Source organism: Uniformispora flossi (assembly GCF_049534875.1).
Classification (GTDB): Bacteria; Actinomycetota; Actinomycetes; order Streptomycetales; family Streptomycetaceae; genus Yinghuangia; species Yinghuangia aomiensis.
The window spans coordinates 19,352-32,290 of sequence record NZ_JBMULZ010000027.1; the positions used below are offsets into that span (position 1 = coordinate 19,352).

Annotated in this window: 14 protein-coding genes; 4 read left to right on the forward strand and 10 right to left on the reverse strand. The window is 72.5% G+C overall.

The annotated features are described in order from the left end of the window. Positions 1–26 precede the first annotated feature (26 nt). Positions 27–293 carry a metal-sensitive transcriptional regulator gene (locus tag ACPA54_RS35755; RefSeq protein ID WP_345674959.1) on the reverse strand — a complete coding sequence of 89 codons (267 nt, stop codon included), beginning with the start codon at positions 291–293 and terminating at the stop codon, positions 27–29. 89 nt (positions 294–382) lie between these two features. Continuing rightward, positions 383–2,554, reverse strand: coding sequence for an MMPL family transporter (locus ACPA54_RS35760; protein WP_423536239.1), 2,172 nt, complete (start codon positions 2,552–2,554; stop codon positions 383–385). Positions 2,555–2,734: 180 nt separating this feature from the next. Between ACPA54_RS35760 and ACPA54_RS35765 the strand changes: the two genes are divergently transcribed. Together ACPA54_RS35765 and ACPA54_RS35770 are read left to right on the forward strand one after the other, a co-directional pair. Continuing rightward, entirely contained in the window at positions 2,735–3,133 is a 399-nt protein-coding gene (locus tag ACPA54_RS35765; RefSeq protein WP_423536331.1) for a DUF302 domain-containing protein, read from the forward strand. A gap of 124 nt (positions 3,134–3,257) precedes the next feature. After that, complete coding sequence (locus tag ACPA54_RS35770; RefSeq protein ID WP_423536241.1) at positions 3,258–3,623, forward strand: DUF6000 family protein; 366 nt, start codon at positions 3,258–3,260, stop codon at positions 3,621–3,623. Positions 3,624–3,713: 90 nt separating this feature from the next. Here ACPA54_RS35770 and ACPA54_RS35775 read toward each other — a convergent pair whose 3' ends face one another. Beyond that, positions 3,714–4,433 carry a Clp protease N-terminal domain-containing protein gene (locus ACPA54_RS35775; protein ID WP_423536243.1) on the reverse strand — a complete coding sequence of 240 codons (720 nt, stop codon included), beginning with the start codon at positions 4,431–4,433 and terminating at the stop codon, positions 3,714–3,716. Positions 4,434–4,567: 134 nt separating this feature from the next. On the opposite strand from ACPA54_RS35775, the gene ACPA54_RS35780 reads away from it, so the two are divergent. Next, entirely contained in the window at positions 4,568–4,732 is a 165-nt protein-coding gene (locus ACPA54_RS35780) for a helix-hairpin-helix domain-containing protein (protein WP_423536245.1), read from the forward strand. Between the two features lie 146 nt (positions 4,733–4,878). Here the strand turns inward: ACPA54_RS35780 and ACPA54_RS35785 are convergent, their stop codons facing one another. From ACPA54_RS35785 to ACPA54_RS35795, 3 genes are all read right to left on the reverse strand, one after another. Then, positions 4,879–5,475: a class I SAM-dependent methyltransferase gene (locus tag ACPA54_RS35785; RefSeq protein ID WP_423536246.1), complete on the reverse strand. Its 597-nt coding sequence runs from the start codon at positions 5,473–5,475 to the stop codon at positions 4,879–4,881. 75 nt (positions 5,476–5,550) lie between these two features. Next, positions 5,551–6,711: a glycosyltransferase gene (locus ACPA54_RS35790; protein ID WP_423536248.1), complete on the reverse strand. Its 1,161-nt coding sequence runs from the start codon at positions 6,709–6,711 to the stop codon at positions 5,551–5,553. A 136-nt stretch (positions 6,712–6,847) separates the two neighbouring features. After that, positions 6,848–7,327 carry a macro domain-containing protein gene (locus ACPA54_RS35795; RefSeq protein ID WP_423536333.1) on the reverse strand — a complete coding sequence of 160 codons (480 nt, stop codon included), beginning with the start codon at positions 7,325–7,327 and terminating at the stop codon, positions 6,848–6,850. Positions 7,328–7,388: 61 nt separating this feature from the next. On the opposite strand from ACPA54_RS35795, the gene ACPA54_RS35800 reads away from it, so the two are divergent. Continuing rightward, entirely contained in the window at positions 7,389–8,069 is a 681-nt protein-coding gene (locus tag ACPA54_RS35800) for a uracil-DNA glycosylase (protein ID WP_423536250.1), read from the forward strand. 7 nt (positions 8,070–8,076) lie between these two features. Here ACPA54_RS35800 and ACPA54_RS35805 read toward each other — a convergent pair whose 3' ends face one another. The 4 genes from ACPA54_RS35805 to ACPA54_RS35820 all read right to left on the reverse strand — a co-directional run bounded on the left by ACPA54_RS35805 (position 8,077) and on the right by ACPA54_RS35820 (position 12,939). Continuing rightward, positions 8,077–9,360: an NAD(P)-binding domain-containing protein gene (locus ACPA54_RS35805; protein WP_423536252.1), complete on the reverse strand. Its 1,284-nt coding sequence runs from the start codon at positions 9,358–9,360 to the stop codon at positions 8,077–8,079. Positions 9,361–9,753: 393 nt separating this feature from the next. Then, the gene (locus ACPA54_RS35810) at positions 9,754–10,623 is read right to left on the reverse strand and encodes a glycosyltransferase (RefSeq protein ID WP_423536254.1); all 870 of its coding nucleotides are present in this window, start codon (positions 10,621–10,623) and stop codon (positions 9,754–9,756) included. After that, positions 10,620–11,711, reverse strand: coding sequence for a glycosyltransferase family 4 protein (locus ACPA54_RS35815; RefSeq protein ID WP_423536256.1), 1,092 nt, complete (start codon positions 11,709–11,711; stop codon positions 10,620–10,622). The genes ACPA54_RS35810 and ACPA54_RS35815 overlap by 4 nt, the downstream gene beginning before the upstream one ends. Further along, positions 11,704–12,939, reverse strand: coding sequence for a glycosyltransferase (locus ACPA54_RS35820; RefSeq protein WP_423536258.1), 1,236 nt, complete (start codon positions 12,937–12,939; stop codon positions 11,704–11,706). Before ACPA54_RS35820 ends, ACPA54_RS35815 begins: the two co-directional genes overlap by 8 nt.

The following is a 12,939-nucleotide window of genomic DNA, read 5'->3' on the forward strand; positions in this document are numbered from 1 at the left end:
GGTCCGGGTCAGGGCCAGGGTCCGGGTCAGGCCAGGGTCAGGAACAGCTTCTCCAGCTCGGCTTCGGTCATCGGCGGGGCGTCCTTGTCCGCGGTCGCCATGCACTGCCGCATGCCGCTGGCCACGATCTTGAAGCCGGCCCGGTCGAGGGCGCGGGAGACGGCGGCGAGTTGGGTGACGACGTCCTTGCAGTCGCGGCCCGCTTCGATCATCGCGATGACGCCCGCGAGCTGGCCCTGGGCGCGGCGCAGGCGGTTCAGGACACCTTGGACGGCGTCGTCGTCGACCTTCATCGGGTTGCCTCCTTGCGGAACTCTGACCGTCGATCTTACCCCTGGGGGTATGCGCCCTGGCAGGCCGCACACCCCCGGGGTTCGACGGGTCAGTCGTGGGAGAAGCGCACGTCCGGCAGGACGCGGCGCAGCCAGGCGGGGCTCCACCACGCGGCGCGGCCGGTGAGGCGGAGCAGGACGGGCAGCAGGACGAGCCGGACGAGGGCGGCGTCGAGCAGCACGGCGAGGCCGAGCACGATGCCCATTTCCTTGGGCGGCAGCGGCCCGGACAGGGCGAAGGTGAAGAACACCGCGACCATGACGGCGGCCGCCGCGAAGATGACGCGGCCGGAGTGGGCGAGCGCGCCGACGGTGGCCTTGCGGGCGTCTCCGGTGAGTTCGTACTGCTCCTTGGCGGCGGCGAGGAGGAACACGGTGTAGTCCATCGCGATCGCGAAGATCATGGCGAAGAAGAACACCGGCGCCCAGCCGTCGAGGAAGCCCTGCGGGGTGAAGCCCAGCAGTCCCGCGCCGTGCCCGTCCTGGAAGATCAGCCGGGCCGCGCCGAACGCCGCCGCGGTGGCGAGCAGGCTGGTGACGGTGCCGAGCAGGGCGACCAGTGGGGCCTGCAGCGCGACGATCAGCAGGACGAACCCGAGGGCGAGGATGACGCCCATGACCAGGGGGGTCTTGCTGTCGAGGAGGGACTGGAGGTCGAGGTTCTCCACGGCGGCGCCGCCGACGAGGGCCTCGTCGGGGAGCGTGTCGCGGAGGCGATCGACGGTGCCCTCGAGTGCGGGGTCGGACGGGTCGACCTTCGGCACGGCCTGGAGCAGGGTGTAGCCGGAGCCGTCGGGGGCGTTCTGGCCGGGCATGACGCCGGCGATGCCGGGGTCGCCGGCCAGGGCTGCGGCGGTGGGCGCGGCCTGCGCGGTCGGGGTGATGATCTGCAGGGCGCCGGGTGCGCCGGGGCCGAAGGCCTGCTGGACGGCGGTGTAGCCGACGCGGGCGGAGGAGTCTTCGGGGACGACGGAGATCGACGGCATCGAGGTGCGCAGGCCGATGACCGGGGCGGCGAGGGCGACGAGGATCGCCAGGGCGGGGATGCCGTAGCGCAGCGGGTGCGCCCACAGGCGTTCGCCCCACGCGGTGAAGCGCGGCGACGGGCCGGCGGTCTTGCCGCGGGTCCACGGCAGCGATCCGGCGTTGACGCGGCGGCCGAGCTTGCCGAGGACGGCGGGCAGCAGCGTGAGCGTCGCGGCGAGGACGAAGACGACGGCGAGCATGATGCCGACGGCCATCGACCGGAACGCGGGCGACGGGACGAGGGTGACGGCGGACAGGCTGACCAGCACGGTCGCGCCGGACAGCGCGACGGCCTTGCCCGCGGTGTCCATGGTCTCCGCGACGGCGCGGCGGGCGTCGCCGTGTTTGGCAAGGGCAGCGCGGAAGCGGACGACGAGGAACAGCGCGTAGTCGATGCCGAGCGCGAGCGCGAACATCATGGCGAAGTTCATCGCCCAGATCGAGGTGGGCGTGAGGTGGTTGAGCAGGACCAACGCGCCCGCGGAGGCGGCGAGTCCGGCCATCGTGAGGAGCAGCGGGAGTCCGGCGGCGACCAGCGAGCCGAAGGCCAGCACGAGGATCGCGAGGGTGACCGGCCAGGACAGCATTTCGGACTTCATCATCGCGTCGTGGTTGGCGGTGTTGAAGTCGCTCCACAGCACGGACGCGCCGGTCGCGGCAACGGTGATGCCGTCGTGCGACAGGTCGGCGAGGGGTCCCTTGAGGTCGTCGGCGGCGCGCACCATGTCGTTGGTGTCGGCGCCGGCACCGGCCAGCAGGATCGCGGTGCGGCCGTCGGGGCTGATCGTCATGCCGGGCTGCGGCGGGACGACGTCGGCAATGCGGCTGTCGGCCTTCAGGCGCGCGGTGGCGTCGGTGAGGACCTGCCGGACGGCGGGGTCGTCGACGGGGCGGTCGCTGCTGACGACGACTTGGAGCGCGGAGGAGGCGTTGCCGCCGAAGTGCTGCTGCGCGAGTTCGCGGACGTGGACCGACTCGGACCCGTTGGCCTGCCAGCCGGCGCCCGCAAGCGCGGACGTGACCTGCGGCGCGAACGCGCCGAGCCCGGCGACCAGGGCGAGCCAGAGGACGGCCACGAGACGGAGGTGGGCGGCGGACCAGGCGCCCAGGCGGCCGAGAAGGCCGTAGGCGGCTTCGCGGCCGAGGGTGGGCGGCGCCGGGTCGGCGGTCGGGGTGCGGTGCTTCGCGAGGGGCAACGGACTCTCCTTCGGATACCCCCGGGGGTACTGACCCTGTCGAGCATAGCCGATACCCCCACCCGTATCGCCACGTGGGATGATGAGACGACTAATACCCCATGGGGTATTGTGGGGGATGTCCGCAGCGCCGGACCCGCCGGCCGCCCCGCCGACCTTGAGGAGAGCCGTATGCAGCCCGTGAAGTACGACCGCACGATCCGCCTCGACAGCGATTTCGCCACCACGGTGGCGGCGGTCCGCGAGGCCTTGGCCGCGCAGGGCTTCGGCGTCCTGACGGAGATCGACGTCACCGCCACCCTGAAGGCGAAGCTCGGCGCCGAAATGGAGGACTACCTGATCCTCGGCGCCTGCAACCCGCCCCTGGCCCACCGCGCCCTCGAAGCCGACCGGACCATCGGCCTGCTCCTGCCGTGCAACGTGGTCGTCCGCCGCGACGGCACCACGACGCTGGTCCAGGCCCTCGACCCGAACGTGATGGTCACGATGACGGGACTGGCGGAACTGGAGTCGGTGGCGTCGGAGGCGACGGCGCGTCTGGACGCGGCGCTCGCGGCGCTGGAGGGCGCGAAGGGCTGAGCGGGGGTTGGTGAGGCCGGACGTCCGGGCAGGACTCGCGGAGAGGAAACCGCCTGGACCCGCCGTGGGCTTGCGGCCAGGATGAGGCCATGAATTCGCCGTCGGCACAGCCCGAGCCTGGAATGTGATCGGCGATGCCGCGGATCCCCGCTGTCGGGAACTGATCGGCGGCCCCTTCGTTCGGCAACCGGTCGGAGAACGCGCCGAGTTCCTCCGCCACCTCGGCCGAGACGCCCGGCAGATCACCGGCGCCGAACTGGCGTTCCTTCTCCGATACAACGGGCGCGCCCGCGTCGTCGCCGGGTGGATGATCGGGCTGGACCGCCGCACGCAGTTCCGTGAACGCGTCGGCAAGACACTCCTCGCCGGGGACTCCAACTACGCCTGCGAGGCCTACTGCATCGCGCTCACCATGCTCGGCACCCCGGAGGACGCGGCATTGCTCGCCGCCTCCTGGACCAGAGCCACCTGCACATGCCCGAAGGCCTGAATGACCGGCGCTGGGTACGGGGTTCGGCTCGGACGCGTAGACCGTGCGGCGCGCCCGAGTCGGCGCGCCGTTCTCGGCCGGTCGGCGAAGTCAGCTCTTCGGCAGCAGTGCCAGCGTCGTTTCCTCCGCGCGTGCCTTGTCCACGCCCAGGCCGGACAGCACCCCGGTGCCGTCCTCGAACTCCAGCAGGGACAACAGCAAGTGCTCGGTGCCGATGTAGTTGTGGCCCAAGCGCAGAGCCTCGCGGAAGGTGAGTTCGAGGACCTTCTTGGCAGCCGCGTCGAACGGAACGAGTTCGGGCACCTCCTCGACGCCCGGCGCCAACGCCGCGGCCGCGGCCTCGCGGACCGCGTCGAGGGTGACTCCCTGCGCGATCAGCGCCTTCGCGGCGATGCTCTCCGCGTCGCCGGTCAGGCCGAGGATCAGGTGCGCGGGCTGGATGCGGTCGTTGCCCGCCGCCTTGGCGGCGTTCTGGGCAGCCATCACGACATTGCGGGCGCGCACGGTGAACCGGGAGAAGCCGTCCTCCGGGCTGATGGTCAACGGCACGTCGGACGGCTTCGGCACGAAGCGCTTCTGCGCCGCCTGCCGCGTCACGCCCATGCTGCGGCCGATGTCGGTCCAGGACGCGCCGGAGCGCCGCGCCTGGTCGACGAAGTGGCCGATGAGGTGGTCGGCGATCTCCCCGAGGTGGTCCGCGGCGATCACCGCGTCGGCGAGCTGGTCGAGGACGTCCGTGTGGACTTTCTTGATGGCCTCGATCAGGTCGTCGAGGCGCAGCGGCGTGGTGGGTCCGGTCGGCTTCGTCATGCTGTCAACCATAGGTTGACAGTCAGGGGGCGTCAACCAAGGGTTGACATGTCGTGGCGGGCAAACGGCGCCCTCGGCTGCCAGCATGGGTGGATGAGCGACCACGAGAAAGCGCAGACGACTTCCCCCGCGGCGTGGCCGCCCCGGCGCGCCGCGCGCTGAACGGCGCCGGGTACACGGCACTCGGCCAGCTCGCCGGAGTACCACGCAGCGAACTCGCGGCCTTGCACGGCATGGGCCGACGGGCACTCGACGCCCTGCAGGAAGCACTGGCGGAGCGGGGCTTGTCCCTGGGGTGAGGCACAGCGCAGCGACAACACACAGCGGTGACCGCACAAAGCCTCCGACCCGAGTGCCGGCGCCCGGGTCGGAGGCATGGCCACCGCACTGCGCAAGGGACCGGACGAACCCGGCCGAGGGACGGGACAACCCCGCCCCCGACGGATCAGCCCCGCACCGCCCGCACCAGCGTGTCGACGGCCTCCCGCTGCTCCCCCTCCACCACGACCGGCCGGCGCACCCGCTCGGCCCGGTCGACGCGCAGGTCGCCGAGAGCCCCCGCGACCCGCTCCGGCGTGTGCAGGATCGACGGCTCCTGCGGGCCGCCGACACCTTCGGTCAGGTTGGTGACGTCGTGGCCGATCAACAGGAAAGTGCCGCCCGGGGCAACCGACGCCGCCGCGGCGGCGAGCACCTTCGCCATCTCCGCTTCCGGAAGGTGCAGGTAGGCGACCAGCACCAAGTCGTACGCGCCCGGCTCCGGCGTCCACGTCAGCAGGTCGGCGGTCACCCACTCCACCGCGGCGCTCTGCGCGTCGGCGAGGAGTTTGCCCTTGGCGAGTGCCGCGGCGGAGAAGTCGACGGCCGTGACGTCCCAGCCCCGCTTGGCGAGCCAGATCGCGTTGCGGCCTTCGCCCGCGGCGAGGTCGAGGGCGCGGCCGACGGGGAGCCCGCCGGTCTCTTCGGCGACGAACCGGTTCGGTTCGGCCGACCAGACCAGTTCGGTGCCCGTGTAACGCTCGTCCCATGCCTTGGCGTCCACGTGTGACCGCCGCCTTCCGATCGTGCCGGTGTCCTGCGCCGCCGTGACGCCGCCGGGCATCCGGCGGGGGCGACCCTACGATCTTGCCTGATCCGCGGCCGCGGCCGAGCGGTAGATCCGGCCGAGTTCCGCGCCCACGGTCTCCGGCGCGAACCGCTTGCGGGCCTCGACGGCGATCCGGTGCCGGTCGTAGGCCTCGGGGGCGGCGGCCACGGCGCGCAGGGCGTCGGCGAGGGCCGCGGTGTCCTCGGACGGGACAAGGTGTCCCAGGTGCGGTTCCATCACCTCCGCATGACCGCCCACATCGGTGGTGACGACCGGCAGCCCCGCACACCACGCTTCCAGCACGGCGACCGTGAGGTTCTCCGCGCGCGACGCCAGCACGAACGCGTCGGAGGTGCCGAGCAGGCGGGCGATCTCGGGGCGCGGCAGGCGTCCGGCGAAGGTGACGACGTCGGCGATGCGGAGCCGCTCGGCCTGCTCTTCGAGCTTGGCGCGTTCGCGGCCGTCGCCGACGACGGTCAGGCGCAGCCGCGGGTCGTCGCGGGAAGCGGCGGCGAAGGCGTCGAGGAGGACGTCGAAGCCCTTGGCGGGCGCGAGCCGGGCGACGGACACGAACTCGACGGTGTCGCGGTCCTCGCGGGGCCGGTCGCCGGCATCGGGCAGCGCGAAACCGGAGGCGTCGACCGGGTTGTGGATGACCTCGAAGTTCCCGCCGAGGCCGTACGACCGGATCTTGTCCTCGAGGGACCGGCAGACGGCGATCACGGTGTGCGCGTCGGCGTACAGTTCGCGCGCCCGCTTGATGCCGAGGGGGCTGGGCGGCGGCTCGGTCCAGTGGCCCTGCCACGAGGTGTGGTGCTCGGTGACCACATAGGGCATGCCGAGGGCCTTCTTCATGGCGACCAGGTAGTGCGCCCAGTAGAAGTGCGCGTGGACGACGTCGACGGGCCCGTACTTGCCCGCGATGTAGCGGACCGCCTGCTGGTAGCGGCGCGCCATCAGGACATGCGAGACGCGGCCGAGCAGCCGCGACGGACGCCAGCTGAAGGTCTTGATCTGGTAGTGCCGCGGGTCGTCGGGATCCTGCCCGAGGTAGTCCGCGCCCGGGACCTTCGGCCACGTCAGTTCGCCGGTGTTCGACAGCCGGATCACCTCGGCGGCATGCCCGGCGGACTTGACCCAGTCGGTCTCCCACGGGACGCCGGGGTAGCCGACGATCATCACGATGCGCATAGGTGCCTTCCCCCACACCGGCCGGGGACTCCCCTCCCCGGCGCCGGGGCCCATCCTGCCAGGCGCGGCAGCGGAGTTCAGGCGAACTCGGGCGAACGAAGGGGTCCGTTCCGGGCGCCCGCGGACGGGGGCGGCGTCAGTCGAAGTCGTACACGGTCACCGGGATGCCGCGGCCGGTCAGCCGCGCGGTGATCAGGGGCTCGACGCGTTCCCACGTGCCGCCCGCGAGCCCGCAACCGATGCGCGGCATGTGGACGGACGCACCGAGTTCACGTGCCCGCACTGCAAGGGCTTCGAGCCCGGTATCGATCGCTTCGTAGCGGACCGGAACCCCTTTGCTGCCGGTTTTGATGCCGTGCTGACCGATCATGTTGGCGATCCACAGGAAGCGGTCGACCTGCACGAACTGCACCGCGCCCAGGGCGAAGTCGTTCTTCGCCCGCTCGCGGTGCCAACGCCGGTACGCGGCCTCGGGTTCCGGCCAGCGGCGGGACAGCGCCACCACAAAGCCCTTGCCCCAGCCGCCCTGGTCGTTGCAGACGTGCGCGATCACCTTGACGCCTTTGCCCTGCGGAGATGTGGCATCACCGCGCAGATAAGAGATCGTTTCGGTCATATCCGGAGCGTAATCACGGGCACCGACAGTGATGTCGGGATAGGCCGATAGGGTGCGGGCCATGTCCGCACGACCCCTTCACGAGACCGTCGAGGCAGGCTGGGCAAAGGCGTTGGAGCCGGTGGCCGCCGATATTGCCGCGATGGGCGACTTCCTTCGCGCCGAGATCGCGGCAGGGCGCAGCTACCTGCCGGCCGGCCCGAACATCCTGCGCGCCTTCCAGCAGCCCTTCGACGACGTACGCGTCCTCATCGTCGGCCAGGACCCGTACCCGACCCCGGGCCACGCGGTCGGGCTGAGCTTCTCGGTGGCGCCGGAAGTCCGGCCGCTGCCGGGCAGTTTGATCAACATCTACCAGGAGATGCAGCAGGACCTCGGGATTCCGGCGCCGTCGAACGGCGACCTGACCCCGTGGACCCGCCAGGGCGTGCTGCTGCTCAACAGGGCGCTCACGACCGCGCCGCGCAAGCCGGCCGCGCACCGCGGCAAGGGCTGGGAGACGGTGACCGAGCAGGCCATCAAGGCCCTGGTCGCGCGCGGCAAGCCGATGGCGGCGATCCTGTGGGGCCGCGACGCCCGCAACCTGCGCCCGATGCTCGGCGCGGGCGTGCCGGTGGTGGAGTCGGCACACCCGAGCCCGATGTCGGCGAGCAGCGGCTTCTTCGGATCCCGCCCCTTCAGCCGGGTCAACGCGATGCTCCAGCAGCAGGGGGCGGGGACGATCGACTGGCGGATTCCGTAGGGCGTGTCTAGGCGTCCTCCGCGGCCTGATCCGTCGCGGCTTCGTGCTTGCGGATCAGCCGTTCGACGATGCCGCCGAGGTTGGCGGTCAGCGGCCAGCCCGCGTAGTGCGCCAAGTGCACGATGCTTTCCCGGAGTTGCTCGGGCGTCAGTTCGCCGCGGGCGAGCGCGCTGGAGAGCTGCAGCTCCATGAGGTCGTCTTTGCCGAGGGCGGCGATAACGCCGATGGTGAGCAGGCGCCGTTCGCGGGTGTCGAGCACGGGGCGCGACCAGATGTCGCCGAACAGGTGCTCGATCGTCACGTCGACGTACGGGCTGGTCGCGCCCGACAGGTCCATCGGCAGGTTGTAGACCTCGGACATGCGGCGCAGGCCGCGCTCGCGCACGGTTTCCGCGGCGGGCGCGGGGGCGGCGACAGGCGCGGGTTCCGCGGGTCCCGCGGGTTCCAGAGCCAGGACGCTGTCGTACGTCGGTTCGATCGCCGCCGTCAGCGGCACGTCCGCGCCGACGGCTTCGGCGAGGTCCAGCGCCGCGCGCAGGTCCTTGTGCGCGAGGGCCGCCGTGCCGCGCCGCGTCTCCGGCGGCAGGTCGACGCCCATCAGGGTGGTGGGTCCGCCGGTGAGCACGTCGCCCGCCCGGACGACGGTCTTCAGGGCCTCGACGTCGACACCCGCGGCCACGGCGAGGCGCTCGGCTTCCGCGGCGACGGCCCAGATCCCGTATTGCATCTGGTTGCGGACGAGCTTGGCACGCATTCCGGCGCCGCGGCCGCCCATCCGCACGACGGTGCCGGCGAACGCCTCGACGACGGGCACGACCGTGTCGACGGCGTCGGCGTCGCCGCCGAGCATCGCGACCAGGCGGCCGTCGGCGGCGGCTTGGGGGCCGCCGGTGACGCCGCAGTCCACGACGTGCACGCCGACCGCGTCGGCGCGTTCGGCGCAGGCGGTGAGCGTGGCGACGGAGATCGTGCTGAGGACGAGCACGACGGCGCCGCGGGGCAGGGCCGGCAGCGCCGCATCGAGCACGGCCGTCACCTGAGCGTCGTCCACGACGGCCAGCACGAGGACACGGGCTCCGGCGGCGGCTTCCTCGACCGACCCGGCGGCCTTGGCGCGGTCGGCGAAGGCCCGCACGGCCTGCGAGCTGACGTCGTACACCGCCGTCTCGTGCCCCGCGGCCACCAACGCCCCTGCAACCCCGGACCCGATCGCCCCAAGCCCGATCACCGCAACGCCGTCAGTCTCGGCAACGCCACCCATGCCGCCCACCCTCCACTCGCCTGACGCCAAGTCAGGCGCAACATAGGCGGGCGGGGCAGAACAAACAACGGAGACGATCGCAGGGCGGGGTGGGGGTGCGACCCGACCGGGGGGCGTGCAGGGGTGGGGCTCGGACTCAGGGCGTCCGCGTGCGGGTTCCGAGGGGCGAGGCGCAGGCGCAGACGCGGGGCGCAGGGGGGTGCCCGGCGCCGAGGCGCGGCTCGCGGTGCGGATCGACGGCGGCTCGGCGTCGCGCGTCAGCTCGACGGGCGGCCTCGACGGCCTCGGCGCCTTCCGCGGTCTCCTCGCGCGACCGGGTCCGACCAGTCGTCTTCGCCGTGGCAGCGCGGAAGCGCGGCCCGGAAGCGCCGCCCGGAAGCGCAGCCCGCGAGCGATTGTCGGCCGCCGCCGACCTCCCCTGGGTCAGCCCGGCAGCACCGTCCGGCCCATTCTTCCCCGCAGCGCGTGCCATGCTCCCCTGGCCCGCGCGCCCGTGCGGGCGGTCTTGCGGTCCTGGCGGGCCAGGGTGACGGCGGTGAACTTCGCCTGGCGGACCGCCCAGTGCCAGATCTCCGGGGCCGAGCGGTGTTCGAGCGCCATCGCGAGGTGGTTGCGGCTCTGGTAGTACAGCCGCCACGGCGGGGACGTCGCGGCGCCCGCGTGCAGCGTGCGGACCAGGGGCTCGGGGAGGATCCGGATCGACCAGCCCGCGCGGCGGGCGCGGATGCAGTACTCCATCTCCTCCCACATCATGAAGTACTCCGCCTTGGGCAGCCCGAGTTCGCGCACGGCCGCGGCGTTCACCAGCGCTCCGGCGAAGATCAGCAGGTCGACGTCGTACGATCCGCCGTCCGGCGGCGGCGCCACGTGGTCGAGGATCCGGTTCTTCCAGGCGACGCCGAGCTTGGCGACCTCGCCACGGTCGTCGATGAGCCACGACGCGAACATGGCCGTGCGTTCCGGCAGCGCGGGCATCGCGTCGAGCATGCGGGCGAGCGCGCCGGGTTCCGGGTGGTCGTCGTCGTTGAACAGCCATGCCCAGTCGTGGCCGCGTTCGACGGCGACCCGCAGCCCCTCGCCGAACCCGCCCGCCGGGCCGGTGTTCTCGGCCAGCCGCACGTGGACGGCCTTGGGGAACTCCTCCGCCAGCATCCGCGCGGTGTCGTCCGCGGACGCGTTGTCGACGACGATCACCTCGTCGGGCGCTCGCGTCGATGCGTCCATGGCCAGCAGGGACTCGCGCAGCATTGCCGACCGGTTGTAGGTCACGAACACCGCGGCCACCGACGTCATCGCAGTGCCTCCCAAATCGTGCGCGCCACATGTGGCCACGTCATCGTCGGTCGGAGCATGTCGCCGCGTTTGGCCGCGCGTTCACGCAGGGCGGCGTAGTCCGCGCGGACGGTGCCGAGGGCGGCGTACAGGGCGTCGGTGTCGCCTGGCGGCACCAAGACCCCCGCGTCCGCCACGATCGCGTGCTGGTTGCCGACCGTGGTGCCCACGCACGGGAGTCCGCGGGTGAGGGCCTCGACCAGGGCAATGCCGTACGCCTCCCGGTGCGTGGGGATCACCAACACGTCGGCGGCGTCGTAGAGTTCCGGCATCCGGTCGTGGGGTACGCGGCCTGCCGCGGTCACGCCCGGTGGCAGCGGGCCGGAAGGGGCGCTGCCTGCCAGCGTGAGCGTCCACCGCGGATCGTCCGCGTACCGGCGCGCGAAGGCTGCCAACAGCGTCGGCCCGCCTTTGAGTTCCCACTGCGTGCCGACGAAGAGCAGTCGCGGGGGTCCGTCGAGCGTTCGGGCAGGTGGCGCCGCGGGCGGGGCGGGCGCGTTGACGCCGGCCCCCACCACCGCGATCCGTTCGGGGTCCAGGTCGTAGCGCGCCGCCAGCACCTCGGCGGTACTCGGTCCCATGACGAACACCTTGTGGGCGCCTGCCAGCATGCGGCGCTCGCGGTCGAGCCAGCCGCCGGTGTAGCGGGAGCGGTAGGCCCCCGTCCCGCCGGGGACGTCGTCAGCGCCGGTGGTGCCTTCGAGACCGACGCGATCGGTGTAGACCGCGTACCGAACGCCTTCGGGGGGCACGATCGCGGGCAGCGACTGCACGATCAGCACCGGGCGGTCGCGGGTCAGCAGCGCGCGGCGGGCGACGTAGCGTTGGACGCCGGTCGGCCATGCCGCGGTCTTGCTCCACGGCACGCCCGAACCGGCCCGGCGGGCTTCGGCGGTGGCCCGGATCCGGGCTCCGGCGAGGCGGGGTTCGCGGGCGAGCGGCATGACGTCGAGCGCGGTGACCTCGGTCAGGTCGCGCAGCGCGGTGAGCAGGCGCGGAGCCGAGCCGGAGAAGGCGCCGGAGTGCAGGAAGACGAGTCCGTCACCCATGTCCGGCCGTCCCCTCCCCCGGGGTGCGGGTCCGCGCGGCTTTGAGACGCCGGGCGCGGCGGAGTTCGCTGCCTTTGTAGGCGACCAGATGTCCGAGCGCGTTGGCCCGTTCCCGGCCGCGTTCCGCGAAGGGCCGCCGGTCGGCGATGGCGGCTTCGTAGCACTTGAGGAGGCGGTCGGTCTGGCGCTTCAGGGACATCCGGCCGCGCACCAATTCGGCAGACCACGAGTCGAGTTCGCGGCGCCGGTCGGTGTCCTGGAAGAGGTCCAGGAGCATGCCCGGGAGCGGGTCGGCCGCGGGGTCGAGTCCCTCGCCGACTCCGTAGAAGCCGAGGCGGTCGAACACCGGGATGGTGTCCGGCCGGACGGGTTCGGTGAAGCCGCGTTCGCCGACGACGACGGCGGCCGTGCCGAGGGCCATGCCGCGCAGGACCGAGCTGCCCATGCCGCACACGATGTCGGCGCAGGCGTAGGCGGCGCGCGGGTCGTCGAGGGGGCCGGTGAGGACCACGGCGCGGCGGCCGAGGCCGGCGTTGACCTTGTCGGCGCGTCGCCGGATGTCCTCTTCGGCGCTGCCGCCGCCGACGACCAGCAGCCGGATTCCCGGGAGTTCGGGGTCCAGGACGGCGACGGCGTCGATGCAGCGCTCGATGCTCTCCTGCTTCATGCTGCGGGCGAGGCGGGAGACGATCGCGAAGGTCGGGGGTCCGGCCGGGAGGTCGTGGGCGGTGCGGAAGGCGTCGAGGTCGACGGTGGCGCGGTCGTCCCAGTCGGTGTCGATGGGCGGTTCGAGGAGGTGCGAGCGCGCCGTGCCGCGTTGTGCGGTGACTTCGTCGTGGAGGTCGCCGTAGCCCAGGGTGAGGGTGACGGGCGGCACGTAGGGCGGCAGGCTGCCCATGGACATGATCGAGCCGACGACGGCCGCGCCGCGGGCGCCGAGGTAGGCCTCCAGGGTCGGCCAGTATTCGTAGGCGTGCACGACGTCGATGCGGTGCCGGCGGACGGTGTCGCGGACCGCGCGGAGGACGGCCGGGGACGGCCGCATGCTCATCTGCTCCGGTGCCTCGACGATCGGCAGGCCGGTGGCCGCGAGGCGGTCGCGGAGCGGGCCGCCGCGGGCCAGGACCCGGACGTCGTGGCCGCGTTCGCGGACCGCGCGGGCGAGGTCGAGCGCGTTGATGGAGCTGCCGCCGAGCTGCATGTCGTGCGGGATGACCAGGACGCGCAC

Coding starts and splice junctions, on each gene's coding strand:
- ACPA54_RS35775 (WP_423536243.1), bottom strand. CDS start 4,433: ATGACGAAGCCGACCGGACCCACCACGCCGCTGCGCCTCGACGACCTG.
- ACPA54_RS35810 (WP_423536254.1), bottom strand. CDS start 10,623: ATGACGTCGGTGGCCGCGGTGTTCGTGACCTACAACCGGTCGGCAATG.
- ACPA54_RS35795 (WP_423536333.1), bottom strand. CDS start 7,327: ATGACCGAAACGATCTCTTATCTGCGCGGTGATGCCACATCTCCGCAG.
- ACPA54_RS35800 (WP_423536250.1), top strand. CDS start 7,389: ATGTCCGCACGACCCCTTCACGAGACCGTCGAGGCAGGCTGGGCAAAG.
- ACPA54_RS35755 (WP_345674959.1), bottom strand. CDS start 293: ATGAAGGTCGACGACGACGCCGTCCAAGGTGTCCTGAACCGCCTGCGC.
- ACPA54_RS35815 (WP_423536256.1), bottom strand. CDS start 11,711: ATGGGTGACGGACTCGTCTTCCTGCACTCCGGCGCCTTCTCCGGCTCG.
- ACPA54_RS35790 (WP_423536248.1), bottom strand. CDS start 6,711: ATGCGCATCGTGATGATCGTCGGCTACCCCGGCGTCCCGTGGGAGACC.